Annotated in this window: 22 protein-coding genes; 10 read left to right on the top strand and 12 right to left on the bottom strand. The window is 68.1% G+C overall.

Annotated features, from left to right (window positions below; all coding sequences use genetic code 11):
- A partial coding sequence (locus tag Q664_RS52425; protein WP_369406337.1) for an RCC1 domain-containing protein occupies positions 1–740 on the bottom strand: 740 nt, incomplete at its 3' end.
- 178 nt (positions 741–918) lie between these two features.
- Between Q664_RS52425 and Q664_RS60040 the strand changes: the two genes are divergently transcribed.
- The gene (locus Q664_RS60040) at positions 919–1113 is read left to right on the top strand and encodes a hypothetical protein (RefSeq protein WP_043398302.1); all 195 of its coding nucleotides are present in this window, start codon (positions 919–921) and stop codon (positions 1111–1113) included.
- Positions 1114–1133: 20 nt separating this feature from the next.
- Here the strand turns inward: Q664_RS60040 and Q664_RS20810 are convergent, their stop codons facing one another.
- The 4 genes from Q664_RS20810 to Q664_RS20825 form a co-directional block, all read right to left on the bottom strand.
- Complete coding sequence (locus Q664_RS20810; protein WP_043398304.1) at positions 1134–4202, bottom strand: sensor histidine kinase; 3069 nt, start codon at positions 4200–4202, stop codon at positions 1134–1136.
- Positions 4203–4345: 143 nt separating this feature from the next.
- Positions 4346–5557 carry a GNAT family N-acetyltransferase gene (locus tag Q664_RS20815; protein WP_052518448.1) on the bottom strand — a complete coding sequence of 404 codons (1212 nt, stop codon included), beginning with the start codon at positions 5555–5557 and terminating at the stop codon, positions 4346–4348.
- Between the two features lie 107 nt (positions 5558–5664).
- Entirely contained in the window at positions 5665–6840 is a 1176-nt protein-coding gene (locus tag Q664_RS20820; RefSeq protein WP_200883737.1) for a DegT/DnrJ/EryC1/StrS family aminotransferase, read from the bottom strand.
- Positions 6828–7946, bottom strand: coding sequence for a GNAT family N-acetyltransferase (locus Q664_RS20825; protein WP_043398307.1), 1119 nt, complete (start codon positions 7944–7946; stop codon positions 6828–6830). Before Q664_RS20825 ends, Q664_RS20820 begins: the two co-directional genes overlap by 13 nt.
- Positions 7947–8165: 219 nt before the next feature.
- Between Q664_RS20825 and Q664_RS20830 the strand changes: the two genes are divergently transcribed.
- From Q664_RS20830 to Q664_RS20845, 4 genes are all read left to right on the top strand, one after another.
- The gene (locus tag Q664_RS20830; protein ID WP_052518449.1) at positions 8166–9575 is read left to right on the top strand and encodes an FAD-dependent oxidoreductase; all 1410 of its coding nucleotides are present in this window, start codon (positions 8166–8168) and stop codon (positions 9573–9575) included.
- Between the two features lie 81 nt (positions 9576–9656).
- A complete protein-coding gene (locus tag Q664_RS20835; RefSeq protein ID WP_052518450.1) occupies positions 9657–11072 on the top strand; it encodes an FAD-dependent oxidoreductase in 1416 nt (471 codons plus the stop codon).
- A gap of 18 nt (positions 11073–11090) precedes the next feature.
- Positions 11091–11849 carry a hypothetical protein gene (locus Q664_RS20840; protein ID WP_152622242.1) on the top strand — a complete coding sequence of 253 codons (759 nt, stop codon included), beginning with the start codon at positions 11091–11093 and terminating at the stop codon, positions 11847–11849.
- A 170-nt stretch (positions 11850–12019) separates the two neighbouring features.
- Entirely contained in the window at positions 12020–12397 is a 378-nt protein-coding gene (locus Q664_RS20845; protein WP_152622243.1) for a hypothetical protein, read from the top strand.
- Positions 12398–12406: 9 nt separating this feature from the next.
- Here Q664_RS20845 and Q664_RS20850 read toward each other — a convergent pair whose 3' ends face one another.
- The 5 genes from Q664_RS20850 to Q664_RS20875 all read right to left on the bottom strand — a co-directional run bounded on the left by Q664_RS20850 (position 12407) and on the right by Q664_RS20875 (position 19122).
- Positions 12407–13465 (bottom strand): gluconeogenesis factor YvcK family protein, encoded by a 1059-nt coding sequence (locus tag Q664_RS20850; RefSeq protein ID WP_043398316.1) that lies wholly within the window; start codon positions 13463–13465, stop codon positions 12407–12409.
- Positions 13466–13554: 89 nt separating this feature from the next.
- Positions 13555–14940 (bottom strand): sugar transferase, encoded by a 1386-nt coding sequence (locus tag Q664_RS20855; protein WP_043398376.1) that lies wholly within the window; start codon positions 14938–14940, stop codon positions 13555–13557.
- Positions 14941–15040: 100 nt separating this feature from the next.
- Positions 15041–15778 (bottom strand): CpsD/CapB family tyrosine-protein kinase, encoded by a 738-nt coding sequence (locus Q664_RS20860; RefSeq protein ID WP_043398319.1) that lies wholly within the window; start codon positions 15776–15778, stop codon positions 15041–15043.
- Positions 15779–15818: 40 nt separating this feature from the next.
- Positions 15819–17240 carry a GumC family protein gene (locus Q664_RS20865; protein WP_043398322.1) on the bottom strand — a complete coding sequence of 474 codons (1422 nt, stop codon included), beginning with the start codon at positions 17238–17240 and terminating at the stop codon, positions 15819–15821.
- Between the two features lie 1240 nt (positions 17241–18480).
- Positions 18481–19122, bottom strand: a complete 642-nt coding sequence (locus Q664_RS20875) for a polysaccharide biosynthesis/export family protein (protein ID WP_043398326.1) — start codon at positions 19120–19122, stop codon at positions 18481–18483.
- A gap of 349 nt (positions 19123–19471) precedes the next feature.
- Here Q664_RS20875 and Q664_RS20880 point away from each other — a divergent pair, with 349 nt between their 5' ends.
- Positions 19472–19681, top strand: coding sequence for a hypothetical protein (locus tag Q664_RS20880; protein ID WP_152622244.1), 210 nt, complete (start codon positions 19472–19474; stop codon positions 19679–19681).
- A 76-nt stretch (positions 19682–19757) separates the two neighbouring features.
- Here the strand turns inward: Q664_RS20880 and Q664_RS59220 are convergent, their stop codons facing one another.
- Complete coding sequence (locus tag Q664_RS59220) at positions 19758–20996, bottom strand: hypothetical protein (protein ID WP_160174463.1); 1239 nt, start codon at positions 20994–20996, stop codon at positions 19758–19760.
- A 173-nt stretch (positions 20997–21169) separates the two neighbouring features.
- On the opposite strand from Q664_RS59220, the gene pip reads away from it, so the two are divergent.
- Positions 21170–22129 (top strand): prolyl aminopeptidase, encoded by a 960-nt coding sequence (gene pip, locus Q664_RS20890; protein WP_043398332.1) that lies wholly within the window; start codon positions 21170–21172, stop codon positions 22127–22129.
- Between the two features lie 161 nt (positions 22130–22290).
- Complete coding sequence (locus Q664_RS20895) at positions 22291–23730, top strand: SNIPE associated domain-containing protein (protein WP_043398335.1); 1440 nt, start codon at positions 22291–22293, stop codon at positions 23728–23730.
- A 30-nt stretch (positions 23731–23760) separates the two neighbouring features.
- On the opposite strand, the gene Q664_RS20900 is transcribed toward Q664_RS20895, so the two are convergent.
- The gene (locus Q664_RS20900) at positions 23761–24201 is read right to left on the bottom strand and encodes a DUF6918 family protein (RefSeq protein WP_043398338.1); all 441 of its coding nucleotides are present in this window, start codon (positions 24199–24201) and stop codon (positions 23761–23763) included.
- Positions 24202–24853: 652 nt separating this feature from the next.
- Between Q664_RS20900 and Q664_RS20905 the strand changes: the two genes are divergently transcribed.
- The gene (locus tag Q664_RS20905; RefSeq protein ID WP_326938720.1) at positions 24854–26062 is read left to right on the top strand and encodes a DUF2380 domain-containing protein; all 1209 of its coding nucleotides are present in this window, start codon (positions 24854–24856) and stop codon (positions 26060–26062) included.
- Positions 26059–26529 (top strand): NUDIX hydrolase, encoded by a 471-nt coding sequence (locus tag Q664_RS54985; protein WP_075207477.1) that lies wholly within the window; start codon positions 26059–26061, stop codon positions 26527–26529. Before Q664_RS20905 ends, Q664_RS54985 begins: the two co-directional genes overlap by 4 nt.
- Positions 26530–26543 lie beyond the last annotated feature (14 nt).

Here is a 26543-nt window from a genome sequence, read left to right on the forward strand (position 1 = left end):
AGGCCCGGCACCTGCACCGGCAACAAGCGGTTCGTGGTCGTGCCGTCCCCGAGCTGGCCATAGGTGTTGTAGCCCCAGGTCCACACGGTGCCGTCCTCCCGGAGCGCCACCGAGTGGTAGTAGCCCGCGGAGACGGCGATGATGTTGGCCAGCCCCCTCACCCGCACGGGCGCGGAGTCTGGCGTGAGCGTTCCGCTGCCGACCTGGCCATAGGTGTTGTGGCCCCAGGTCCACACGGTGCCGTCCGCCTTCAGCTCCACCGTATGGTAGAGGCCCGTGGTCGCTCTGGCGCATGTCTGGGGGACGTTCTGGAAGAGCACCGTGGAGGTGGAGGTGCAGACGGTCCGGTTGCCCGCGCTGTCGATGACCATCGGCCACGCCTTCACCTCGAAAGCGTGCACGCCACAGGCGACACCGGACTGGCTGAAGAACCAGCTGCCCGAATTGCCGACGCGCTCCTCGGCCGCGTACGAGGCCCCATTGAGGAAGTACTCCAGCTTCACCGCGTTGGCGCCGGTGGACACCGTCCAGTTTCCACCGCCGGCCAACTCACCCTGGTAGGAGCTGACGCCCTGGAGGGTGAGGCTGTTGACGCTCAGCCCCGAGCACAGGGCCGCCTCGGAGGACCCCAGCGGCTCCTCGGAGGGAGCCCCGACGCGCTCGGGAGGGGCGCCACAGGCCATCCACAGCATCCCTCCCAACAAGGCGAGCAAGGAAGTCCGCATCAGGTCTCGCCGCATGGCCCGCTCCTTACGAAGGGAAAGCAGTAAAACGCTTATGTTCAGAATACACAGTTGAATCTCCAACGCAATGAAGATGGGAAAAATGAAGCCGCGTGACGTAAACGCCACATCCGCGTCTGGTTTGGCGCCTTTCACCCCATCGGAGCGCCATCGGGAGCAGAGAGGGCTGCCTCGCATGGCACCGGAGGAGACGGGACAGGAGGCCAAGAGCGGGGGCGCGCGCCGCATCCCTAATTTTCACCTGATGCCGTCTGGCCCGGCGCAGCCCGCGCCGTGCTCTCTCCGCGAGGTGGCCATGGACTCGGTGGACTCCCTGCTCACGGCCGTGCGCGAGGCGCTCGCCCGGGAGCCACGCCTCGATTTGCGGTGATCGGCGGTTGAGCGCTCGGGTCATCCAGGCCGGGCGGCCTTGAGCCGTTTCATCCACCGGTTCAACAGACCGGATGAAGTTTCCGCGTAGGCGGAGGCCGCGTGGATCCACACCTCCACCTCCGTGCCTCCCTCCGGTGCACTGCTCATCCGCAGCGCTCCACCCAGGCGCCTGGCTCGCTCGAACATGCCCTTGATGCCGTAACGGCCCGGCTTGCCCTGGTGGTTGGCATAGAGAGGGTCCAGGCCCGTGCCGTCATCCTTCACGCACAGGCTCAAACGGTGCTCCTCATACGTCAGGGACACGGCGATGGATCGGGCCTTCGCATGGCGTACCGCGTTGGCCGCCGCCTCCCGGGCAATCATGAGCAACTCGTCGCGAACGGCGGCGCGCAGCGGCCGTTCGTCGCCGGTGACGGAGACATCGACGAGGAGCTTTCCGTCCGCCAGCTCCCACGCCGCACGAGCGAGCGCCGTGCCGAGCGGCCCGTCCGTCTCGCGCAGATCCGAGACCCGATCGCGCGCGGCGGCGATCAATCCCTCGGCCTTCACGATCGCGCGCTCCATCTCCTCGTTGAGTCTGGGTTCGGAGATTCGCCTGGCCACGCTGTCGAACTGAAGCACCAGGCCCTGCACGCCCTGGAGCAGCGTGTCGTGCAGCTCCCGGGCAATCCGCTCCCGTTCGCGGTGGCGCTCTTCCAGCCGCAGCTGGACCTGTTTCTCGATGACACGGGCCCGCATCCGGTACGCACTCCAGACGATGGCCAACAGCAAGACCACGCACGTCACGGCGAAAGCCTTCGTCTGGACCAGGGTGGGCTCGATGGTGAAGTCCAGCGTGGCGCCGGTTTCGTCCCACACGCCGTCACCGTTGGAGGAGACCACCCGGAAACGATAGCGGCCGTGGGTGAGATGGGCGTAGGTCGCCTCGCGCACCGAGCCGCCGTCGTGCCACTCGCCGTCCACCCCCTCCAGCCGATAGCGGAAGCGGGCCCGGTCCGCCGCCGATAGCGTGACCGCGGTGTAGCGCAGCGTCACGCTGCGGGTGCCTTCTGGCAGATGCAGGCCGTCCCCGGCGAGATAGGTACGGTCGCCAGCCCGTACGCTCTGGATCTCGGTCCGAGGTGGGCGCTCGTTCCTGGGCAACGCGGCTGGATCCAGCCACGCGACGCCGAGGTTGGTGGCGAACCACAACCGTCCGCGCTGATCCCGCACCGCCGTGGGGACCGCGCTCGCCTGCAAGGCGATGCCGGGCAGCCCGTCGCGCCAATCGAACAGGCGATAGTTCAGCTCACTGCCGGGCTGAGAGAACATCCTTTCGATGTCGCCGGCCTTCACCTGGACCACACCCCGCCCGCCGTTCATCCACAGGTCCCCGTCCAACGACTCGACGATGCCGGTGATGAGACCGAAAGCGATGTCCTGACTTTCCAGAATCGTCGCGAAGCGCTGGCCGTCGAAACGAGCGACCCCGTTCTCGCCAGCGACCAACAGGTTCTTGCCGGTCGCGTGAATCGAGGTAGCGCGGCCGATCGCCAACCCATCGCCTGGGCCATATCGGATCGCGTGGCCGCCGGACCACCGGACCACTTCGTCCTCGAACGCCATCCAGACCACGTTGCCGGGACCGAGCACCATGGCGTTGGGGGCGGGGCTGTCGCCGAACCGCCTTTCGGGTTGGATACCCTCGGGTGTGATGACGAAGATCCCGAGCCCGCAGATGGACAGCCACATGCCGTCCTCGCCGTTCGGTGTGAAGGCCATCACATACGACTGAGCATTGCCGGCGGGGAGGTTGAACTTCCGCAACGTGTCGCCCAAGCGCCGGAACACCTCCCGTCCGTTGATCCACCACAGCGCACCATCGGCGGCGGTGATGGCCGAGCGGGCCGGTACCGGACCGCCGTAGGCGCGAGGTGGGCCGGAAGGGTCCACCACCAGCGCGGTCCGCCGATTGCCCACCATCACCCCGGTCCCCAGAATCGCAAGCGAGAAGCCGCCTTGAGACGCTGACGACAGCTCGGGGATGTCGTGCAAGCGCTTCTTCTGGAAGCTCGCCAGCCCGGCGTTCGTGCCCACCCACACGGTGCCCTCGGTGTCCTCGATCACCGGTACCACCACCGGGGAAGCCAGCCCATCGGGCCGCTCGAACTTCTCCAGCGGGTCCGAGGGGAGCAGGCCGCGCCCGGTAGGAATGCTGGCCGGAGAGGGCAGTCGCCAGATGCCGGCACCCCAGACGGTGAGCCAGAGGCTACCGTCGCGGGCGAACAGCATCTGCTTGGCCCGTAGGAAAGCAGGCGCGCCCGTCGTCGAAGATGAGCCTGACGTCCGCGGAGCCGCTGAAGATGCGAGTGCGGTGCTCGGAGGAACGGACCGGACATGCTCCGGCAGAGGACGCGTCCCTTGGAGCTCCTCGCTCAGCCAGAGCCGGCCTTCGGCGTCCTCCGCGAGCACGGCATCCCGGGAGATCGTTTCTCCCGTATCCTGGAACCGCCGCTCCCCCGGACGGAGGAAGACCAGCCGGTGTGGCGTGCAGACCCAAAGCACGCCGCGCCGATCGACATAGACATATTCCGCGGCGCCATCGTCGTAGCCCCATTCCCGGCCCACGACCTGCCATTGCCCCGCCTCATACCTGGCCAACCCACCCGCGGCGGCGGCCCAGAGCGCACCGTCCGGGGTGCCAGCGAACCTCAGCACGCGGCCGGGCGGAATCCCCTCGTGGGGACCGAAGACGGTGGAGCGGCCATCACGCAGTCGTGCCACACCTCCGGTGTAGAAGCCCAGCCAGATGTCGCCGTTGGGCAGCACCTTCAGCGCGTTGATATTGGAGGAGGGCAGCCGCTGCCCATCCCGCAGCGGATAGCGGTCGAAGCGGACCCCATCGAACCGATAGAGGCCCACGCCCGTGCCGAGCCAGAGGTAGCCCGTGGGTGCCTGCTCCAGCGTCCAGATGTCGGCGGGCGCGCCGTCAGTCACCGAGAACGGGGTGTAGGCGTAATGGTCGAGGGATGTGGCCGCGGCGTCGCAGGGGCTCAGCGAAGCGGCCAGTGCGAGCAGGAGGGAGATGAAGGACGACCGGGGGCACATGGAGTCTCGGGCAGCCGGCCAAGTATGACCGATCGCGCACGATGCTTCCATTCAGGAGAGGCCCGGCCCCCCTGGGTGGACCGGCGAAGTGGTCGTGGCGCCTGTCCGCCCGGCTGCCACGCGATGAGGAATTCGGAGCGGGCTCAACCGCGGACCGCGGAGAGCCTGCGCCTCAACCGGCGCACCCGCTCGACCATGTCCTGGGGCATCACGCGCTTGGCCACCTCTCGCACCTGCTTCATGGCCTCCTCGCGCCGCACCAGCCACTCCCCTCCCCCACCCGGCGACAGCACACGCATCGACACCGTGCGCCGCTGCTGCGTCGTCCAGTCGGACTTGTAGGACTCGGTGCCGCGCAGGAAGTCGTACTCGCGGAGCCCCGCTTCGATGGCGTCCTTGAACGTCTCGCCCACCAACACCAGGCCCACGCTCCGGTTGCGCCACGCCGGGTCATAGCCGGACTGGAAGTAGATGAACGTGTCCCGGTGCAGGATGCCGTACACCGAGGCCACCGCCTGGCCTCCCACCTTCATCGTGTACAGGCGCAGCCGGCCCCGCTCCGCGAGCAGCTGCGTCGCGTCGCGGTGGAAGGACTCCACGCCCTTCCCACGAATGCCCTGCGAGCCTCCGTCCGACTCCCACCGCGCCGAGTGCAGCCGGAAGAAGTCCGTCAGCGGCCCCGCCAGCGCCCCTGGCGCCTCCGTCTTCTCGATGCGGTAGCCCTCCTGCTTCTCCAGCCACTTCTTGCGCCGCAGGTAGTTGTCCCGCCGGCTCGCCCGCTTCAGGAAACCGTCGAAGGACTCGCCCTTCGCCAGAGGCTCGTACGGGCACACGTACCGCGTGGACATCCGCAGGTCCGCCCGGTACTTCTCGAACGTCTCCCGCAGCACCCGCACCGTCACCGAGTCCTCACGCAGGTCCGTCAGGTCCAGCACGTCCCACTGATCCCTCAGCTCCCACAGGGCCTCGGCGAAGACGCGCGCCACTTCCTCCTCGCGGCCCCTCCGCGCGACCACGTCCAGGTAGTCGCTCCCCACGTGCGTCTCGCCCAGGAACGCCAGCCGCCTCACCGGCCTCCCGAGCACCCAGTGGAACTCGAAGCCCAGCGGCATCAGCCCCACCAGCGCCCCCGTCCGATCCTTCGCCTGCAACACGAAGGGCTTGCGCTCCGCGCCGATCCGCCGGCACCACGGATACAGCCACTCCCATGCGTTGAACGGACCCGCGTTGCTCGCGTCGAGCAGCTCGCTCCACTCGTTCCTCAGCCCCGCGAGCTGGGACAGTTCCCGGACGGTGCCTACCTCCAGCCACTGCGCGGGGCTCGGAGTGGGTGACAGTTCCGCTTCGTGGATCACGGTGTTGACCTCGTGGCTCGAAATACCCTCACCCCGACCCTCTCCCGGGGGGGAGAGGGAAGGGATGGAACTCGGGGCTTTTGGAATGATGTGGCGGGTGGCGGGGATCAACCCGCGTGCTTGCGGGTGCGCCGGTCCTGCGTCAGCGCGCCCCGCACCACCAGCGCCACCTCCGCCATCACCTCCGGCGAGAGATCCTGGTGGCACGGAATCTCCACGATGCTCCGCCTCGACTGCATCACCTCGGGGAAGGCCGAGGCGTCGCACGCCGGGTGCATGTGCCTCCAGAAGTCGATGGCCTCGATCCCCCGCGCGTGCAGCCTCGCCAGCACCTCCGCCTTGTCCTCCACCACCAGCGGGTAGAAGAGCGGGCTCACCCCCGCCGGCAACTGGTTGAACAGCGGCGGAGACACGTCCCTCAGCCGTCCCAGCAGGAAGAAGTAGTTGCGCCTCCTCCGCTCGACGATCGCCTCCAGGTCCTGCGCCTGGGCGATCCGCCTGGCGAACGGGCTCATCCCCAGGTCCACGTGCCGCCTGTCGAAGTGCTGCGTGCCCGTGGCCACCCGCTGGATGTCCGCCGCCTTCACCGCTCCCTTGCCCAGGCTCCGGATGAAGCCGCGCAGCCCGCGCCCGAACCGGCCCCCTCGCAGCTCCAGGTTCTGCAGCAGCGCGGAGAGCGTGTGGCTCAGCGTGGACGTGATGGGCGGCGTGGGCGGCTCGGGCAGGCTGTACTGCCTCGGGCCGTTGACGACGAGCGCCCCGCCATGCGGCAACGGCAGCGTCTTGTACAGGCAGAAGATGCCAATGTCCCCCGTCGTCCCCAACGGCACCGAGCCGTCCGCGCTCAGCAGCGACAGCGCGCAGTCCTCGATGAGCGGCAGGCCGTGCTTGTCCGCGATCCGCCGCATCTCCTCGGCCGGGCCGGGGAAGCCCGCGTAGTGCGTGAGGTAGAGCGCCTTCGTGTTCGGCCCGATGCGCCGCTCCACGTCCTCCACGTCCACGTCCCACCGGCTGCCCACCCGGTAGAAGCGCGGCGTGGCTCCCGCGTCCGCCACCGCCTCCACCTCCACACCGTGGTGGTAGGCCGGCATCAACACCTCGCCCTTGTCCAACCCCAGCATCTTCACCGTCAGCCACACGGCGTTGCGGGCGAAGTAGAACCAGCGGACGTTGGGCGCGCTGAAGGGCATGAAGCCGCTCGGCTCACCGCGGCCCAGCAACATGCCCGGCCACAACGTCGGCAGGGCGGGAACGAACAACCGCGTATTCTTCAGCGCTTCCATTTCGCCACCACCTCCCTGGCCACCGGGGCCCAGCGGAACTTCGCCGCGCACATGGCGCGGCCCAATGCCGTATCGTTGAAGACGTAGAGCCACGTGTGGCGGCGCGCCTTGTCCGTCCAGTCGCGCTTCCACACCATGTCCGGCCCCAGGAAGTCGAACTCGCGCAGGCCCCGCGACATGCAGTCACGCAGCACGTCCTCCATGAGGAGCTGGCCCGGGCTGCAGTCTCCCAGCGACTCGTCGTAGCCAGGCTTGAGCAGGAAATAGCGCCCGCCGTACTCCAGCGCGTACTGGAAGGCCACCGCCCGCCCGTCCAGCCGCATGTAGTAGAGCGCCAGCCGGCCGGCATACCCCGCCGTGCGCGCCAGCTCCGAGTAGAAGCCCCGCGTCCGCGCGTCCTGCGCCATCGCCGTCCCGCGCCGGCCCTTCCAGCCGCTCGCCTCCAGCGCGAAGCCCTCCTCCAGCTTCGCCTCCAGCTCCAGCCCGCCTTCCACCCGCTCCACCGTGACGCGGCCCTTCTCCTCCAGCTTGCGGCGCCGGCGGCGGCAGTTGGCCTTGAACTTGGACTGCAACGTCTGCTGGTACGCCTCCCACGAGCCCGGCAGCGGGATGTAGGGCGACTGCAGCGACTCCCACGTCCCCACCGACAGCCCCGCAGCCCTCGCCGCCTCGTACAGCGGCCAGCCGGCCCCACCCTCGGGCACGTCCGTGAGCAGCAGCACGTCCCAGCTCTTGTCCGCGCGCAGGTGCGAGAGGAATGCCTCCGCGGCCACCCCGGGCTCGCGCGCCACCACGTCGAAGCGGCACGAGTGGGCATTGGCCGCGGCGCTCAACTGCCGCACCGGCACCCCATACATCGACACCCGCCCCTCCATCAGCGGCAGCACGGCGCTCAGCCGCCCCGCCTCGTCGCGCAGCGTCAGCACGCGCAGCCGCGACTCCGGGGCGAAGTTGTCCACCCATACCCGGATGAACTCGTGACGATAGAAGGGCTCGTCGGCCGTGGACTCCACGAGCGCGTTCCACTCGGGCTCGAGCGCCATGAAGGCGGTCCGATCCTGCACCTCGATGACACCCGGTGCGGGGGAGAGCTGTCTGGCTTCCATGTGAATGTGTCCGGCTCCTGACGGCGCGGAACCTCCAGGGGTCCGCGTGCGCCGGAAGGTGGTAACGGACGCGCCCGCCCACAACCCACGCGGGGCATTTCCGTCCAGCTCCACGCAGGGGGGACTCCCGAGTCCAGGCGGGGATTTGTCAGCAAGTCGACCATCCGGTCGATGTCGCCTACTCTCCGGGTCCTTTCATACACACACACCGAGTCACGCATGAGTACTTCGACCCCCCTGCCCTCCACTCCCGCTGGCAAGCACGCCCTCGTCTATGGCGGCAGCATCACCGGGCTGATCACCGTGGGCGTGCTCTCCCGTCACTTCGAGCGCGTCACCTTCGTGGAGCGAGACCGCTTCGAGCACGGGCCGCGAGTACGCAAGGGCGTCCCCCAGGCAGCGCACGCCCACATCCTGCTCACGCGGGGCTTGAACATCCTCGGCGAGGTCTTCCCCGGCTTCCGCGAGGACCTCCAGGCCGCCGGCGCGCTCATCCTGGACATGACCGAGCACCACGCCTGGTGCATGGGAGGAGTCTGGCTGCCTCGTGGGCGCATCGGGCTCGACTTCACCTGTCAGAGCCGGCCGCTGCTCGAGTGGGTCATCCGCCAGCGCATCCAGGCCCTGCCCAACGTCACCGTGCGCGATGGCAGCGAGGTGACGGGCTTCCAGACGAGCGCGGACAAGGCCCGCGTCACCGGCGTCCGGCTCCAGGCCCCCGGCGGTGGCGAGGAGGAGCTGCTCGAGGCCGAGCTGGTGGTGGACGCCAGTGGCCGGGGCTCGCGCACGCCCCAGTGGCTGGAGGCCCTGGGCTACCCCCGCGTGGAGGAGACGCTCATCCAGGTGGACGTGGTCTACGCCAGCCGCGTCTACCAGCGGCCCCGTGGCTTCGAGCCGGGGTGGGAGATGATGAGCATCTCGCCCCGGCTGCCCGAGCAGCGCAAGTTCGGAAACATCCAGCGCATCGAAGGGGATCGCTGGTTGGTGGCGCTGGGCGGCTGGCTGGGCGAGGGCCCCTCGGCGACGGATGAAGCGGACTTCCTCGAGTTCGCCCGGAGCCTGCCCGAGCCACACCTCTACGAGGCCCTCCGGCACGCCGAGCCGCTCGGCCCCATCCACCATTACCGCTTCTCACACAACCAGCGGCGCCACTACGAGCGCATGCCTCGCTTCCCGGAGGGACTGGCCGTGGTGGGGGATGCGTTGTGCTCCTTCAACCCCATCTACGGCCAGGGCATGACCACGGGCGCGCTGCAGGCGCACGCCCTGGGCGAGCACCTGAGCCAGGGCCTCGACGGCGTGGCGCAGCGCTACCGGCGGCACGTGGGCCAGCTCCTGGCCACCGCCTGGAGCATGGCGGCGACGGGGGACCTGCGCATCCCCGAGGTGGAGGGCAAACGTCCCCCCGGATTCGCCCTGATGAACTGGTACGGTGACCGCTTCCAGCGGCTCGCGACCCAGGATCCGGAGACGCTGAGGACGTTCATGGGAGTGGTGCACATGGTCGAGTCCCCCTCCGCCATGGCCTCTCCCCGCAGGCTGCTGGAGGTCCTCACCGCCCGGCCCGGCGCCGATGCCCGGAAGCACGCGCCGAAGCCGATGGCCATCGCCAGCAACCAAGCCGTCTGAGCAGGCGAGCCTTCACGTGTTCGACGGCCGGGCGGGTTGTCGCCTACGCTCCAGGGCCTCATTCGCGGCACCGAGGTTCTCATGAGCACTTCGACCCCCCTCCCCTCCACACCCGCCGGCAAGCACGCCCTCGTCTATGGCGGCAGCACGGCGGGGCTGATCGCCGCGGGTGTCCTGGCCCGCCACTTCGAGCGCGTCACCCTGGTCGAGCGTGACCGCCTCGAGGACGGTCCCCAGTTCCGCAAGGGCGTCCCCCAGGGCTCCCACGTTCACGGCCTGCTCACGCCCGGCATGAACGTCCTGTGCGAGGTCTTCCCCGGCTTCCGGGAGGAGCTCGAGGCAGCCGGCTCCACTTTCGTCGACTTCACCCGGGATCATGCCTGGTTCATGGGCGGCCTCTGGCGCCCGCGGATCCCCTGCGGTCTGCACTTCTACGCGCAGAGCCGGCCCCTGCTGGAGTGGGTGATCCGCCGGCGCCTCAAGGCCCTGCCGAACGTCACCGTGCGCGATGGCCGCGAGGTGACGGGCTTCCAGACGAGCGCGGACAAGGCCCGCGTCACCGGTGTCCACCTGCGCATCCCCGGCGGCGGCCAGGAGGAGACGCTCGAGGCCGAGCTGGTGGTGGATTCCAGTGGCCGCGGCTCACGCACGCCCCAGTGGCTGGAGGCCCTCGGCTACCCCCGCGTGGAGGAGACGCACATCCAGGTCGATCTGGTCTACGCCAGCCGGCTCTTCCGGCGGCCTCCCGGCCTCGTGGCGGACTGGAAGATGATGACCATCGCCCCCCAACTGCCCACGGATCCGCGGATGGCCGTGCTCGCCCCCATCGAGAACGACCAGATGCTGCTCCTGCTCGGCGGCTGGCATGGCGTGCAACCGCCCCTGGATGACGCCGGTTACATCGAATTCACGCGGACCCTGGCCCAGCCGCACATCCACGAGGTGCTCCAGCACGCCGAGCCGCTCGGGCCCATCAACATCTTCCGCTACTCGCACAACCAGCGGCGCCACTACGAGCGAATGCCTCGCTTCCCGGAAGGGCTGGCACCCGTGGGCGATGCGTTCTGCTCCTTCAATCCCATCTACGGTCAGGGCATGACCACGGGCGCGCTGCAGGCACGGGCCCTGGGCGAGTGCCTGCGTCAGGGCCTGAGCGGTGTGTCCGAGCGCTACCGCCGGCAGGTGGGCGAGCTCCTGTCCACCCCCTGGTCCATGGCGACGACCGGAGACCTGCGCTTCCCCCACGTGGAGGGCAAGCGCCCCCCCGCGTTCGCCCTGACGAATTGGTACAGCGACCGCTTCCAGACGCTCGCGTGCATCGACGAGGAGGCCCTGCTCACCTTCGTCCGGGTGATGCAGATGGTCGATCAGCCCACGGCCCTCTTCTCCCCGCGCATGGTGCTGAAGGTCCTCACCACGAAGCCCACCGTCGCCGATCTCGAGCGAAAGCCGGAGCCGCCCTTCGCCCCGGCCGCCGCCAAGGAGCAGGCTGCCTGAGTTTGGAGCTCATCATCCATGCCTCTTGGAAGCCAGATACGACAATACCTTCTCGTGCTCACCGTCCTGGGATGTGCGCCGACCAGGCCACCCCCTGGCGTCGAACGCTTCGATCCGAGAGCCTTCCCGGAGAGCGTCAAGGGGCCCATGCCTGGCTTCGGACCATTTGAGTCCCACTGGGACGCACTGCTCGCCGCCTGCCCTCTGATTCTCTCACAACGGGGGGCGAACGCCGGCCACCGGGGTGACATGAGCTTCAATACACGCTGGCGAGTCTCGACGGAGTATTGCGCCTGGCTCTACTACACACCCGACAGCAAGTACGAACTGAGCAGGCTGGTGGAAAGTACGAACCCGACTCCGCCCGACGATCAGGACGAGCGCGGGTGCACACTGCCTGCATTCGTGGATGATCAGCGGTATCCAGCGAACAGCCTGAAACACCTCTACGTCCTTCACAACCATCCTGGCACGCCCACCAACATCTCCGAGAGAGACATCACCGCTGTCGTCACCGCGGCGAAAATCCATGGTGAGTTCGTCGAGACGAAGGAGGGGAAGATCCCCATCAGCATCGTCGCCTTCTTCTCGCGCCACTACGACCCCAACCCCACGGCGTGCGATGGCTTCTACGAATACAGCAAGGGAAGCTCCGAAGTCGTGGAGTGGGCGCCTGATCAGCAAGGCCAGTGGCGTCGAGAGAAAGCCGGCACGGTCATCTGGGAAAACAAGACGGATTTCAGGTTCGTGCCGGCCAGGGAGAAAGGGATTCCATGAGAGCGACAAGCCTGTTCCTTTGCCTTGCCGCCTTGCTCGCCAGTTGCTCGTGGTTCAGGCTTCAACACCCGCTCCCAATAGAGGAAGACAAGACGATTGTCTTCCCACGGTTCCACGAGCAATCCGCCATCAAGGTCGGAGCGCGAGAAGGCCCGTATGAATTGGATGGCGTGGCCCTGCGAGCCCTCGTGCTCGCCGCCAGGGACTTCCTGCCGCCTCCTGAAGAGGAGCAACCGTGCCGGGACAAGTTGGAAGCACACCGCTACCGCGTCATCCGGCGTGGAGACATCGTCTTCGTCCAGATCGAGGACGATGACGAGTTCTGCGGGTTGAAGTACCTGTCGCTGGATACGGGGGCCAGGTACGCCATCAGTACCGACGGACGGATCCTGCGGCGCATCATCGGTGCCGAACCCGAAGGCACCGAGATACCGGACGGAGGGATGGAGCCAGACCCCATCGCCCCATCCCCCGCTCCGCCCGCGGTGGCCGACGGCGGTTCTCCAGACGCACCGGAGGACTCTCCCGATTCCGGCACCGTCCAGTAGACAGGCGCGCTACAACCCGGAGCGCGCCATCTTCAGCAGGCAGCGCGCCACCTTGCGGCTGTCGTGACGGATGCGCGGGCACTCCTTGAGGAGGTCCGCCTCCACCGGCACCACGCCCGCGCTGATGAGGGCGCGGCGATCCACCCGGACGGGGAACTGGCCCTTGAGGGCGTAGCGTTTGGCGGCCTCCTCGGAAGGATGGGCGCCGTTGATCAACACCGCGTCCAGCACCGGGCCCACGTGGTCGATGACGGCGCGCACGTGATCCAGGCAGTCCATGCCGTCCGTCTCACCCGGCTGCGTCATCAGGTTGGCCACCATCACCTTCAGCGCCCGCGTCTCGCACAGCGCCTGGGCCACCCCGTCCACCAGCAGGTTGGGCATCACGCTCGAGTACAGCGAGCCGGGCCCGATGGCGATCAGGTCCGCGGTGCGGATGGACTCGATCAGCCCATCCACCGGAGGCGGCGAGCGCGGGCTGAGCAGCACCTTGCGGATGCGGCCATGGGCGCGGCTGATGTTGCGCTCGCCCACCACCTCGGTGGCGTCCTCCATCTGCGCCACCAGTTGCACCGGCGAGGTGGTGCTCGGCAGCACCCGGCCCTTCACGCCCAGCAGCTCCCCGGAGACGCGCACCGCCTCCAGGAAGTCCCCCTTGAGCTCGGCGAGCGCGGCGATCAGCAGGTTGCCCACCGCATGGCCCGCCAGCCCGCGCCTGCCCGCGAAGCGGTACTGGAAGACCTCGCTCAGGGGGCTGTTGGCCTTTCCACCCGCCAGGGCCACCAGGCAGTTGCGCACGTCCCCGGGAGGCAGCGTCCCCCGCGTGCGCCGCAGCCGGCCGGAGCTCCCACCGTCATCACTCATCGCCACCACGGCGGTGATGTCCAGGCCAGGGTCTCCCAGCTTCGGATCCGCGCGCCGGGCCAGGCCGCGCAGCACCATGGGCAACCCCGTCCCTCCGCCCATGGCGACGATCCGCGTCGGCCGGACATCGAGCGCCTGCATCAACTCGTTGCGGTTACCCGCCCGGCGCTCCTCGCGCGCCTCCCACTCCAACGACTCGAGCATGTCCCATCCCCTCCAACGCCCATCCCAACCACCACCGCCGGGCCCCCCGGCGGCGTCACTCCACCCGAGCCACTCCGGCCCGTACCGCCCTACCGCGCCCCCCGCGCCAGCAACACGTGCCGCACGGTGTGGAAGATGATGCCCATGTCCAGGAACAGGGAGCCGTTCTTCACATAGTACAGGTCGAACTCCAGCTTGTTGCGCGCATCCTCCACCGAAGCCCCATACGGGTAGCGGATCTGCGCCCACCCCGTGAGGCCGGGCTTCACCGCCTCACGCAACCCATAGAAGGGAATCTGCTGCTTGAGCTGCTCGACGAACACGGGGCGCTCCGGCCGGGGCCCCACGAAGCTCATGTCGCCCGTCAGGATGTTGAACACCTGGGGAATCTCGTCGATGCGCGTCTTGCGGATGAAGCGGCCCACCCGCGTGACACGGTCATCATTCGCCCGGGCCCACACCGCGCCGTCCTTCTCCGCGTCGGTGCGCATGCTGCGGAACTTCCACAGCTGGTACGTCCTGCCATTCAGCCCCACGCGCTCCTGCCGGTAGAAGAGCGGCCCCTTGGAGTCCAGCTTGAGGGCCACCGCCACCAGCAGCAGGAAGGGCGCGGCGCACAGGAGCAGCGTCGAGGCCACGAGGATGTCGAAGACGCGCTTGGCCCACCGGCGGGGGCGCGACACCGTCAGCTCGTCCGCGAAGGCGAAGTCACTGGTGCGCAGGTGCGCCACCGGGAAGCGGCGCAGCACCCGCTCGCAGAAGCCGGAGGCCTCGTACACCCGGCGCCCGGCCAGGCGGCAGCGCAGCAGCGCCTCCATCCAGTTGGCCCCGCGCATGTCATCCGCCGCCTGCACCACGAACTCGGCCCCGAGCCGCTCGGCCGTCACATCCACCGGCTCGGCCGGCTGGCCGTTGGCCCGCGGCTCGCGCGGATCCACCAGCGCCACCACCTGGAAGCTGTCCTCACCGCCCTGCTCGATGGCGTTGGCCACCGAGCGCGCCTTGAGGCCATCCCCCACGATGAGCACGCGGCTGGGGACCCCCACCACCGCGCGCAGCGAGGCGCGCACCAGCAGCGTGCCCACCAGGGCTCCCACGGCCCCGCCCAGCAGCGCCCCGGGCGGCAGCCGCACCGGCAACACCAGCGGCAGCGCCAGCATCAACAGGCCGACCACCGCCGTCGTGACACCCGCCGCCTTGAGCAGCCGCGCGCCACGGCCCCGGTCCTCCGCCGCCACCCGCAGGTTGTACAGATCCATCAGGTACAGCGAGAACTGGAAGGTGGGGACGAACGTGGCCCCCAGCAGTAGCAGCCCCGGCATCGCCTGATTCAGGGCCAGATGGGTGTCCGCCGGCGCCAGCATCCTCGCGCAAGCCGCCGCCCCCAACAGACACGCCAGGGCGATGGCGGCGCCCTCGATGACGAAGAGCGTCAGCTTCCTGGATGAAAAGTAATGATGGAATACCCGAAGCACGTATCTCCCTCCGACCACCTCGCCCACTCCCCCCTGTCCTGCCCGGCGACACCCGGCCACGCGCCCGCTGCGCACGTGGCCGGATGCGCTTCCGCGTCCGCTACTTCCGGACGTAGTTCTTCAGGTACGGCGTGTCGCTCATCTCCGCGCCGTTCAACACGCAGCCCAGGATGGGCGCCCCACCCAGCTGCTCCACGGCCTGGTTGACGGCCCGGGCCGGGGTGACGTTGGCGCGCACCACCATGAGCAGACCGTCCGTCTGGTGCCCCAGGATGGCCGAGTCCGCGAAGGGCAGCGTCGGCGGCAGATCCATGTAGACCTCGTCGAAGTGCTCGCGCACCACCTTGAGGAACTGCTTCATCTTCCCACTGGCCAGCGCCTGGGTGGGCTCCTCCGGCGTGGCGCCCGCGGTGATGACGGCCATGCGCGTGGCGTGGAAGCGGCGCACCAGCTCGCGCACCTCGCACTCGCCGCTGAGCAGCTCCGACAAGCCGGGCCGCCCCTTGATGCCGAGCACGTCCGCCACCTGGCCGCGACGCAGATCCGCGTCGATGAGGAGGATGCGGCGCTCCGGATTCGCCCGGGCCGCCGCCAGGGCGAGGTTGACGGTGGTGACCGTCTTGCCCTCGCCGGGCATGGCCGAGGTGACACCCACCACCTTGAGCGGACGCAGCTCGCGCATCCGCTCCAGCCGGTAGTAGAGGCTGCGGTACTGCTCCGCCGCACCCGACGCCGGCGCCGTCAGCGACACCACCCGCCTGTCCACCGCGTTGGGCGAGCCCGCCGCGTCATCCACCCGGGGAAGGAAATTCCCCGCCCGATCCATTTGCTGCTCCATTCCATTCCTCCCGGATTCCGCGTTGTTCACCCGAAGTCTCCTAGTTGAGCGGCGAGTCGGACGAAGAAGACGTCACCACCCCATTGCGGTTCCCCGTGGCGGGCATCAACACCCGCTTCTCCACCTTGCCCTGCATGTTCGGGACCACCGCGAGCACGGGAAGAGGCAGGCGCTCGCGCAGCTCCTGGGTGTCGCGGATGCTGTCGTCACGCATCTCCATCACCACACCGGTGAGCACTCCCGCGCCCAGGGCGAGCAGGAAGCAGATGAGCAACCCGCTGACCCGGTCCGGCTTCGCCGCCGCCACCGGCACGCCGGCCGGGGAGATGGTGGAGAAGAGGCTCTCGGCGCTCTTGGCCTCGAGCTCCTGGGCCAGCTCCGCCTCCACCCGGCGGGACACCACGCTCTGGTACTTGGTGCGGGCGATCTCGTAGTCCCGGTTCAGCACGCCCAGCGCGTGGGCCCACTGCGGGGTGCGATCCAGGCGGGACTGGTAGTCCTTGGCCTGCACGTGCAGCGCCTCGATCTCCTTCTGGATGCTGGTGATGAGGTCGGCCACGCGGGTGCGCTCCTGACGCTCGGCCCACTGGCGGCTCTCGGCATCCTTGCGGCGCTCACGCATGGTGTTGAGCTCCTGGGTGAGGCGCTTCACCTCGGGGTGATCCGCCGTCCACGAGGAGCGGGCGGCCACCAGGCCCTGGGTGAGGGTGCTCTCGGCGGCCTCGAGACGGCCGGCCTCGCTGTCCGCGGCGTTGCGGGCCCGCGCCAGATCGGAGCGGCGGGCCTCGGCCACGCGCAGCTCCTCGGACTTCGTCTGCAGCAGGGCGCCCACGCGCTCCAGGCCGCGCATGTTCATCTCCAGCTGCTCGGGCAGCTCACCCTGGTGGTCCACCTTGAACTGGGCGATCTTCTTCTCCCACTCGGTGACGCTCTTGGAGAGCGCGACCACCTCGTCCTCGAAGAGCTTCGTGGCACGCGCCGCCTGCTCCTGACGGGACTTCATCGCCTGCTCGGCGAAGAGCTGCGGCAGCCGGTTGGCCACCTGCGCCGCCACGTTCGGATCCGTGCTCGCGTACGTCAGCTCGAAAGCGCTCTCCCCCTCCACGCGCACGGTGATGTCCTTGCGCATGCGGTTGACGGCGGCCTCCATGCCCTTCTCCGAGACGATGTCCGGATAGAGGTTCATCTCCTCGATGGCCTTCTGCAGCACCGGCCGCGCCATGAGCTCCTGGCGGACGGTGAGCAGCCGCTGCTCCACCAGCTCACTGACGGTGCGCTGCACCATCTCCTCTCCGGGGCGCTGGTGCTGCACGCGCACCACCGCCGTCGCCTCGTACACGCTCGGCTGGCTCAATACGATGGCGGCTCCCACCGCGAAAACTCCCAGCACGATGGCCCCGACCAGCACCTTCCGGCGCCACAGTGCCTTCAGCACCTGGTCTGCCGTCATCCCACGCTCCATGTGCGCTCCTCCTCCTCGCTCCACGTGTCACCAAGCCTTCATGTGCAGCCGGATCGCCGCGACGTTCCGGGTCAGGTTCACTCCCGCCGCCACTTCCTCTTCCATCCCCACCTGCGAGATCCGATCCACGGCCGCCTGCATCGATACATACCGGTTGATCTCGTACTCGAGCCCCGCGCCCAGCGCGTAGCCCTGGGCCACCCGCGCCCCCCCCATCCCAGGTGAAGGCCCCCTCCCCTGGCGCGCGTCCATTGCGGAAGAAGCTGGCCATCCCGTAGACGGACACCCGGTCGCTGAAGTGCCGGTTGAGCACCAGTCCCGCGAAGTCCGCCCACAGCGCGTTGGTGAAGCCACTGGCTCCCACCAGGTCATGCCCCGCGACGAAGCCCAGGTCGAACGGCCCCGCCTCGTGCAGCAGCTCCAGCCTCATCCGGGGGATCAGCCCCCTCGTCCCATCCCCGGAGTCGAAGGACACCGGGCCACCGCGAGCCGTGAAGGTCGTCTGCCGCGACAGCCGGTAGCGCAGCGCACCGAAGACACCGTGCGCCTGCTGGAAGTTGTCGCCGAAGACGAAGCCCTGGTAGCGGTACTCCACTCCCAGCGACAACCGCCGCGTGGTGCGCAGCCACAGCTCCGCGAACGGGGTGTGCACGAAACCGGCGTCACTGCCCGGCACCTGCACCCTCACGCCCTCGAAGTTGTAACCGGCCCCCACGTCCACCACCCGGCTCAGCCGCCCCGACACGTACACGCGCGACTGGCCATAGAGCACCGGGTCCGTCGAGCGGGCCACGCTGTCACGCGGCAGCGAGGCCGGATCCGTCACCCGGTAGATGCTCCCGGACGCCTCCACCCGCAGGCGGCGCGACAGCCGCTTGTTCACCATCAGCCCGCCGCGGTGATCCAACGTCACCCGGCCACTGCCATGCCGCATCAGGAGATCCGCCGCGTAGTAGCTCTCCAGCTTCAGCGTCGGATCCTTCACGTCCAGCCCGATCCGCGGCGTGACCTTGGTCATCAACTGACCACCCGTCGCGCCGGCGGTGTTGAGCCGGAAGTCATCGTCGTAGCGCTCCTCGAGCGACACCCGGGCCCGAGGCTCCACCACCGTGCCCGCGAGCGCGGCTGGAGAGGTCCCCACGACCGCCGCCGCCGCCAACCATCTCTTCCAGGAAACCCTCACGGCACCCTCCATCCCCACGCACCCACCCAGACCACGCTCCGCGGTGCTCCCGTTCCGTCACGGCACGATGATGGTGTCACCGGGCCGCAGGATGAGCGGCTCGTACTTCTGCGGCTCCTCCACCAGGTCGCGGTAGCTCACGGAGATGTAGTCGCCCTGCGAGGCGCCCTCCATGTCACCCGAGCCACCCGTGCCCGAACCCTGCGCGGTATTGGCCTGCTTCGCCGCCGAGCGGCGCAGCACGACGATGGCGTCGCGGTCCGCGAAGTCCGTGAAGCCTCCCGCCAGGGCAATGGCCTGGAGGATGGACACCCGGCCCCGCAGCGGGTAGGCGCCAGGGTGCGTCACCTCGCCGGTGATGAAGACGCGGCTGCTGTTCACCTCACGGACGATCACCGTGACGCGGGGCTCCTGCACGTACGGCTTGAGGGCCTCGCGAATCTCATCGGCCAGCTCGTTGGGCGTACGGCCCTCGGCCTTCACCTCGCCCACCATGGGCAGGGAGATGAAACCATCGGGGCGCACCGGCAGCGTGCGCGAGAGATCCGCGTCACGCCACACCGCCACATCGAGGACGTCCTCACGGCCGATGCGGTACGGCTGGTCCGAATTGTCCACCCGCGCCGTGGCCCGGTGGGCGCACCCCGACAGGAGGAGCAATCCCAGCACCACCCACCACCTCGCGCTCGTCTTTCCCATCGCTCGCCTCTCCCAAAGTCCCCTGCCCCCAAAAAGGACAGGGAGCACATGTTCGCGGGAGGCATTAGCAGCGGGTGTGCCAAAGCCCTCGGACAGGCAAAGTCCCCGGATCGTCATGGGTTACGCGCTACACCCCTACGGAAGCGGGTGGGATGTCCGGGAAAAAATTCCGGCATCACCCCGAGGGGCGGGTACGGATCACACGCCGGGAGGCCCTCACAAAGGGAAACACTTTTCCCACCCCGTGCCGGGGTTTTTCCCATTCCCCCGGGGGAAGAGGTGGCACGCCGCTTGAAATCATCTCTCGCGGAACCCGGGGGCGGGAAAAGCCCGGGCGAGCGAGGAGTGGATGGCGGCTATGCGCAAGGCGGCGGCGGGGGCGGTGGTCGGGATGTTCGTGGTGGGAGCGGGAATGATGGCGCTGCTCGGCCCGGTGCTGGGCACCTACGCGGAGGCGGCCTCGCTCGCACTGGTGGGCGCGGGCCTGTTCGCGGGCAGCTCCATGCTGGGCACCGGTAAGGAAACGGTGCCCGCGGCCGGCATCGCCAAGGAAGCCTGAAAAAGCTACGGGGGAAGGCTCGCGGAGTGGAAGGGAACTCCGCGAGCCTTGGAGGCACGGCCTTTCACCGTGAGTCCTAGAAGGTGGCCTGGTAGCAGAGGAAGTTGCCGGTCGTGAAGTAGAAGCCGGTCGAGACGGACGTGCTCGTCGAGGGGTAGCAGAGGTTCACGATGAGCTCGGCGCGCTCCCGGTTGCTCCCCGACACGGTGTAGTTGCCCGCGGCCGACAGCATCAGATTGGTGGCGTCCACCATCGTGCCATCGACCCGCACGAAGAAGAAGCCGCTCAGGCCACTGCGGGTCGTCGGGAAGGGATTGTTGTTGTACGCCGAGAGGGCGATCTTCACCTGTTTGGGCGTCGTCGACCCGCAGTAGGCCGAGTCCGTCACGACGCTCACCAGCCGGGCATTGTAGAGGATGGGGCCCATGGTGCCGAGATCACCCTTGCCCGAGAAGCTCTCGTAGTTGGCGCAGGTCGGCGCCGGCAACGGTGTGCACTGGTTCGTGCCGCAGAAGTGCGTGCCGTAGTCGCAGGTCGACTGGCCCTCTCCCGTGCAGGGAGCGCCAGTACCGCCCCACGCCTGGCACTGCCCCGTTGACGTCTCGCAGATCTGCCCCGCGGCGCAGTCCACATCCGCCGTGCACCTCGGCGCGCACACCTTGTCCTGGTTCAAGCACACCAGGTCAGACGTTTCGCGGTACAGGTTGCACAGCACGTCCGTGGAGCACTTGCAGATCTTCTGGGAGCTGGTGGCGCTCATCGGGTCGCACGTCTTCGCGGAGTCAGGGCAGTCCACGCTGCTCACGCACGTCCGCACGCACGCCTTCGCCGTGGGGTGGCAGATCTCCCCCTCCAGACAGTCCGTGTCGGCCGTACACGACGGGTCCCTGTCCACCACCTTCTCCTCGCACCGGCCCGTCGCCGTGTCACACGTGTGGCCCTCGCCACAGTCCGTGTCCGTGGTGCACCTGGGCACACAGACCGTCGCCGTGGGATCGCAGAACTCCGACGCCAGACAATCCGAGGCGTCCACGCACGACGCGCCTCCATCCGCCCCACCGTCCGTTCCACCATCCACGCCACTGTCCATCCCGCCATCCGTCCCACCGTCCGCCCCGCCATCCACCGCACCGGTGCCCCCGCCATCCATCCCACCATCCGTTCTGGCCACGCACCGGCCTGTCGCCAGTTCACACCGCTGGCCCGCGGCACAGTCCGAATCCCGCGCGCACGTGTCGTCGGGATCGCTGGTGGGGCAGCCCGCCATCACCACACCCAGCACGGCGAGCATCCACCCTGTCTTCCAAAGCTTCATGCTGACTCCCCCCTCTCGGGATCGCGTACGGCGTTCGCGCCCCCTGCTACCACACCCGCCACATCGAATCAGATACGGACAAGCCCTGACGGGCGGCGTGCATGGGCTGGTGATTGCTCCCGCTTCCAACCCGAGGGCCCGTGAAGCGCTCGTCTGATAGGGTGCGCCTCCATATGGCCACCACCGAGCTCCGCACCCTCTACCCGCCCATCGAGCCCTACAACACCGGCCGCCTCCGCGTGTCCGATCTCCACGAGCTCTACTTCGAGGAGAGCGGCAACCCGAAGGGCAAGCCGGTGGTCTTCGTGCACGGTGGGCCGGGCAGCGGCACGGATCCCAAGCAGCGGCGTTTCTTCGATCCGGCGGCGTACCGCATCGTCCTCTTCGACCAGCGCGGCTGCGGCAAGAGCACGCCCTTCGCCTCCGTGGAGGAGAACACCACCTGGCACCTGGTGGAGGACATGGAGACGCTGCGCCGCCACCTGGGCATCGAGAAGTGGCAGGTGTTCGGCGGCTCGTGGGGCAGCACGCTCGCGCTGGCGTACGCGCAGAAGCACCCGGAGCATGTCTCGGAGCTGGTGCTGCGCGGTATCTTCCTGTTGCGCCAGCAGGAGATCCGCTGGTTCTACCAGCACGGTGCGCACACCATCTTCCCGGACGCGTGGGAGGACTACCTCGCGCCCATTCCTCCCGAGGAGCGGGGGGATCTGGTCCAGGCCTACTACCGGCGGCTGATGGGGGATGATCCCAAGGTGCGCCAGGAGGCGGCGAGGGCCTGGAGCGTCTGGGAGGGCCGCACCAGCTATCTGGCGCCCAACGCGAACTACATCGCGCACCTGGGCGAGGACGAGTTCTCGCTCGCCTTCGCGCGCATCGAGTGCCACTACTTCGTCAACCGCGCCTTCCTGCGCAGCGACACGCAGCTGCTGGACGACGTGCCGCGCATCCGCCACATCCCGGCCGTCATCGTCCAGGGCCGCTATGACATGTGCTGCCCGATGGACAGCGCCTGGGCGCTGCACAAGGCGTGGCCGGAGGCGGAGCTGAAGATCATCGCGGACGCGGGACACGCGGCGTTCGAGCCGGGGACCACGAGCGCGCTCGTCGAGGCCACGGACCGGTTCCGCCGGTAGGCCAAGATGGCTTGCGAGGACCACCGCACTGCATAGGCGGTCAGGGGGCGACAATACCTCTCAGGGAGTATTGTCGCGCCAACCGCCCTGGCGCGAAGCTCATGGGCCGACCCGATCGCCATCAGAAATCGCCGAAGGTCGGTCTTCGAGAAGGAGCGGACATGCTGGTGACCGTCGTGACCCTGGTGCTTCTAAGCACCCTGCTCGCGGGCCTTCTGGTTCGCACGTTCTTGAAACTCCGTGCGATGACGGAACGCTCCCAGCCCGTCATCGACGTGGAAGCCGAGCGCAAGCGCGTGGCGGACGAACTGGCGCGCGAAAAGTCCGAGTCCGAGAAAGCACTGGCCGCGGAGCGGAAACGTACGGCGGACGAAGTGACGCGCATACGCGAGGAGGCCGACAAGGCCGTGAAAGACGCCGAGGCGCGGCGTCAACGAGCAAACGCCCAGTGGGCCGAACTCGAGGCGGGCATTGCCCGATTGACGGCGGAGTTCCAGGCACTCGAGGAGGAAGAGGTCCTTCGCGCCAACGGCTTCTACAAGCCCATCTACAACTTCTCCTCCTCGGAGAAATACGAGCAGAGGCTGGAGCAGATTCGTGAGCAGCAGAAAGCCATGCTGAAGGACAAGAAAGCGGCCTTCTGCACCACCGAATGGCAGGTCAATGGGAGCAAGGCCGAGGGTCGCAAGCAGACGGAACGCACCTTGAAGCTGATGCTGCGCGCCTTCAACGGTGAGTCGGACGCCTGTGTCACCAAGGTGACCTACAAGAACGTGAAAGCGATGGAGGCGCGTATCCAGAAAGCCGCCGAGGCCATTACCCACCTCGCAGAAGTCCAGCAGTGCTTCATCGCCAAACAATACGTCAGCCTGAAGCTCGACGAGTTGCACCTGGCATACGAGTATCAGGAGAAGCTGCAGGAGGAGCGTGAGGAACAGCGGCGCATCCGCGAGCAGATGCGCGAGGAAGAGGCCGCACAGCGCGAGTTGGAGCGGGCGAAGCTCGAGGCCGAGCGTGAGGCCAGACGCGACGAAGACGCCCTGAACAAGGCTCGGGCCGAGCTGGAAAAAGCTGAGGGCAGCAAACAGCAGAAGCTGCTCGAGCGCATCGCGGAACTCGAGCGCAAGGTGGCCGAGGATCAGGAGCGGCAGCGCGCCATCTCCCAGGCACAGCTGACGCGCACCGGCCACGTCTACGTCATCTCCAACATCGGCTCCTTCGGAGAAGACGTCTTCAAGGTGGGTATGACACGGCGGCTCGTCCCCCAGGATCGCGTCGACGAACTGGGGGATGCCTCGGTGCCCTTCGACTTCGACGTCCACGCCATCATCCGCACCCAGGATGCTCCGGCACTGGAAGCAGCGTTGCACCGGAGCTTCGCGCACAGGCGCGTCAACCGCATCAACGAGCGCAAGGAGTTCTTCCGGGTATCGCTCGATGAGATCGCGGAGGCGGTGCGCAAGCACCACGGCGATTTCGAGCTGACCCGGGTGGCCGAGGCGGCCGAGTACCGCAAGACCCTCGCGCTCATCGAGGAGGAGCGACGGACTGAGTCCGGGGATACGGCCGCTGCGTCCAGACCCGTGCGTGCAGTGGCGTGATGCAAGAGCCAGTGGGGTTCCCCCCACCGCTCAGCCGGCGTGCTTCTCGAGGAGCTTGCCGATGCGGGGAATGGCGGCCTCGACGTTCTTCTTCGCCGTGCCGCGCAGCTTCTCGTAGGTGCCCTTGACGAGGCCGCTCTGCGCATTGCGGACCTTGCCATCGGTGATGGTGAGCAGGGCATCCGCGGCGCGGCCGGAGTTCGCCGCGATGTGCGCCCCCACCGGCCTCCCGCCCGTCTTCGCCTCCTGGTAGAGCGGATCCAGCGCCTTGGCGAAGTCGGGGAGGAGATCCTCCACGGCGTGCCGGATGAAACCCGGCTTGATGTTCTTCACGGCGCTGTAGCCCGCCTTGATGGCGAGCCCCGAGATGCCGCCCTTGTCGGCGACCTCGGCGTCGATGAGCGTGCAGCAGTCATCAATGACCGCCGCCTTCTTGCTCTGGTTGGTCAACGTCTCGGTGAGTGACGCCATCGAATCGTGCCTTTCGTTCACTGGACGTGAAACGTGCCCGAAGGCAGCGGAATCCCGTCCGGTCCGCCCGAGCGCATAGCACAACATCCCACCCACGGGAGGGTCCTCGCGCCTCGGTGCGATGCGTCAGGTAGACACCCATGGAGTCCGAATCAAGGTGGGGACGCCCTGGTGGGTGTCCGGTCTCGTCACGTGGCGAGAGAGCGCTCCCCCATGCCACCGCCAGTGGGCTTGCCCCAGTTGCGGCTTTCCCGCAGTTTGTGTGAATCCTCGGCACACTGCTGTTTCGCGTCCCTGGGTCTGGGGGTAGACAATGCGTGCTGACTCGCCAGGGGCAAGGGGAACGGGGCTATTGCTCGCCCTGGCTCTGCTGTCCAACGCATGTGCGTCGCTGAAGCCACCGCCCGGCCGGGGGATGAGCCTGCACTACACGCCGCGCGAGTCCACAAGGCTCGCGATGGCCGGAGGGCCAGACGAGGAGCTTCCCATCTCCCGCGCCTCCCCGCCTCCCACCCCGCCCGAGTCAAGCGGTGTGGAGCCGCTGCACCGGAGCCGGGGATCGCGGAAAGCCATGACGGCGGAGAGTCCAGGAAGGGTTGAGGGAAATGCGTGGTCGATCGCCCTCTCGGCCCACGTGGCGTTTCTCGGTGCCGTGAACGAGGTGTCAGCCTCCTCGCGCCGTGTCTCCAGTGCGCTCTCCAGGCTCAAGGCCGGCGACCCGGGCATCCCCAGCGTAGGCAACAGCATCTTCGTCCGATACGTCGACTACGGCGAACGTCAACGGCAGTGGATTGATGCCGAACTCGCAGCAGCCACCCGGATGGCCACCGCCGCCTCGAAGGTGGAAGACCCGGACATGCGGCTCGCCCTGCTACGCCTGGCTGGCCCACGGCTGGAGGCCGCCATGATGGGCTCCCTCCTTCTGGCTGTGTGGTTGGACTTCCTCAACCTCACCGACACCGCGCTCGCCCGGCACCTCCAGAGCGTGGAGACGCTGTTCATGAACATGGACCGCCTCCAGAAGATGCTCGAGCCCACCATGACGGCGCTCTCGTCGTTGGAGCCAGAGCAGGTGGAGGCAGCGGCGCAAGACGTCCCCGCCCTGGTAGGCCACCTCACCAGCGAGTTCGCCGCACTCCGTGAGGCCATACGCAAGGGGGCGGAAGTCCTCCAGAAGGCGCTGGCACTGAAGGAGGCCATGGAGGCGCTCACCCTGCTGTCTTCGCTGAAATTCTCACTGCCCCGGCTGCTGCCGCGAGCCGGTCCCGCCACACTCGGCGTGGGATTCATGGTGGGCTCCAACGGCGTGATGCTCGGCACGCGGATGGTCGTCTCCGCCGAGTGGGTGGAGATGATGCGCCAGTTGGTGCGGGCAGGCATCCTCTCCGTGCCCGCGGTCAGCGCCGCCGTTCGGATTCAGGCCGGCCAGGTGATGATGGCCGAGGCGCACGGAGAGCTTCCCAGGGGCGTGCGCGAGGCGCTCGGCGATGGGCCCGAGGTGCGGGGCATGCACGTGACGGGCAAAGCGGGCGCCGGCATGGCCGAGCCACCACGGCACCACGTCATGCCGAAAGAGTTCCGCGAGTGGTTCGAGAAGCGCGGCTTCACCGGCGAGATGGACATCGACCAATTCTGCGTCAGGCTGGAGCAGGCTCACCACGAGGCCATTCACGGCGGTGGCGACTGGAAGCTGGGGCGCATATGGCCCGGCGAATGGAACCGGATGATCATGGAGGTGTTGGGAAGGACCGAGTCCAGAGCGGGCCGTATGTTGACTCAGAACGAGATCCTGAAGATCGTCGCGGAGCGTATGAAGGCGTACTACATCCCAATGAATTTCATCCCGTGGAGAGGACCATGAGCGATAGACATCCTTTTCAGGGCAACTGGGTAGCACGCCTGTACGAGCGGGTCCGCGAGCGGGGTTACGATTCACTCACGGCCTTCGCCGAGGCACGCCCCACCGCGTCGCTGGTGGCTCTGGCTGAGGAGCTTGGTCCGGACGACGTCGCGGGAGTGCAGGTGTTCAAAGGGCTGGTGGCCGAAGCAGAGCGAAGCCGTCGGCTCACACGCCTGGTGCGCGGACAACTCGTGCGAGAACTGTGGGCATGTCTCCCAAACGGCTGGCCAGCAGTGCTCGACGACGCAAACCGTTTCGACGTCGCCCATGCACTCGGCGCGTGGGTTACCTTCACCCCAGAGACCCATAAGGAACGCGCCGACAAGGCCGGCGATGCACTCCTCGCCACACCGCCGCATCCCGGCTGGCGCCCGCTCGGCCCCGACGACGAGTTGCTGCTCACACTCCTGCCTGACGAGGAAGTCTGACCCTCTCCTGCCCC

It is taken from the genome of Archangium violaceum Cb vi76 (genome assembly GCF_000733295.1).
Taxonomy (GTDB): domain Bacteria; phylum Myxococcota; class Myxococcia; order Myxococcales; family Myxococcaceae; genus Archangium; species Archangium violaceum.

Coding starts and splice junctions, on each gene's coding strand:
- Q664_RS60040 (WP_043398302.1), top strand. CDS start 919: ATGGCACCGGAGGAGACGGGACAGGAGGCCAAGAGCGGGGGCGCGCGC.
- Q664_RS20810 (WP_043398304.1), bottom strand. CDS start 4,202: ATGTGCCCCCGGTCGTCCTTCATCTCCCTCCTGCTCGCACTGGCCGCT.
- Q664_RS20820 (WP_200883737.1), bottom strand. CDS start 6,840: ATGGAAGCGCTGAAGAATACGCGGTTGTTCGTTCCCGCCCTGCCGACG.
- Q664_RS20825 (WP_043398307.1), bottom strand. CDS start 7,946: ATGGAAGCCAGACAGCTCTCCCCCGCACCGGGTGTCATCGAGGTGCAG.
- Q664_RS20830 (WP_052518449.1), top strand. CDS start 8,166: ATGAGTACTTCGACCCCCCTGCCCTCCACTCCCGCTGGCAAGCACGCC.
- Q664_RS20835 (WP_052518450.1), top strand. CDS start 9,657: ATGAGCACTTCGACCCCCCTCCCCTCCACACCCGCCGGCAAGCACGCC.
- Q664_RS20840 (WP_152622242.1), top strand. CDS start 11,091: ATGCCTCTTGGAAGCCAGATACGACAATACCTTCTCGTGCTCACCGTC.
- Q664_RS20850 (WP_043398316.1), bottom strand. CDS start 13,465: ATGCTCGAGTCGTTGGAGTGGGAGGCGCGCGAGGAGCGCCGGGCGGGT.
- Q664_RS20860 (WP_043398319.1), bottom strand. CDS start 15,778: ATGGAGCAGCAAATGGATCGGGCGGGGAATTTCCTTCCCCGGGTGGAT.
- Q664_RS20865 (WP_043398322.1), bottom strand. CDS start 17,240: ATGGAGCGTGGGATGACGGCAGACCAGGTGCTGAAGGCACTGTGGCGC.
- Q664_RS20875 (WP_043398326.1), bottom strand. CDS start 19,122: ATGGGAAAGACGAGCGCGAGGTGGTGGGTGGTGCTGGGATTGCTCCTC.
- Q664_RS20880 (WP_152622244.1), top strand. CDS start 19,472: ATGGCGGCTATGCGCAAGGCGGCGGCGGGGGCGGTGGTCGGGATGTTC.
- Q664_RS59220 (WP_160174463.1), bottom strand. CDS start 20,996: ATGAAGCTTTGGAAGACAGGGTGGATGCTCGCCGTGCTGGGTGTGGTG.
- pip (WP_043398332.1), top strand. CDS start 21,170: ATGGCCACCACCGAGCTCCGCACCCTCTACCCGCCCATCGAGCCCTAC.
- Q664_RS20895 (WP_043398335.1), top strand. CDS start 22,291: ATGCTGGTGACCGTCGTGACCCTGGTGCTTCTAAGCACCCTGCTCGCG.
- Q664_RS20900 (WP_043398338.1), bottom strand. CDS start 24,201: ATGGCGTCACTCACCGAGACGTTGACCAACCAGAGCAAGAAGGCGGCG.
- Q664_RS54985 (WP_075207477.1), top strand. CDS start 26,059: ATGAGCGATAGACATCCTTTTCAGGGCAACTGGGTAGCACGCCTGTAC.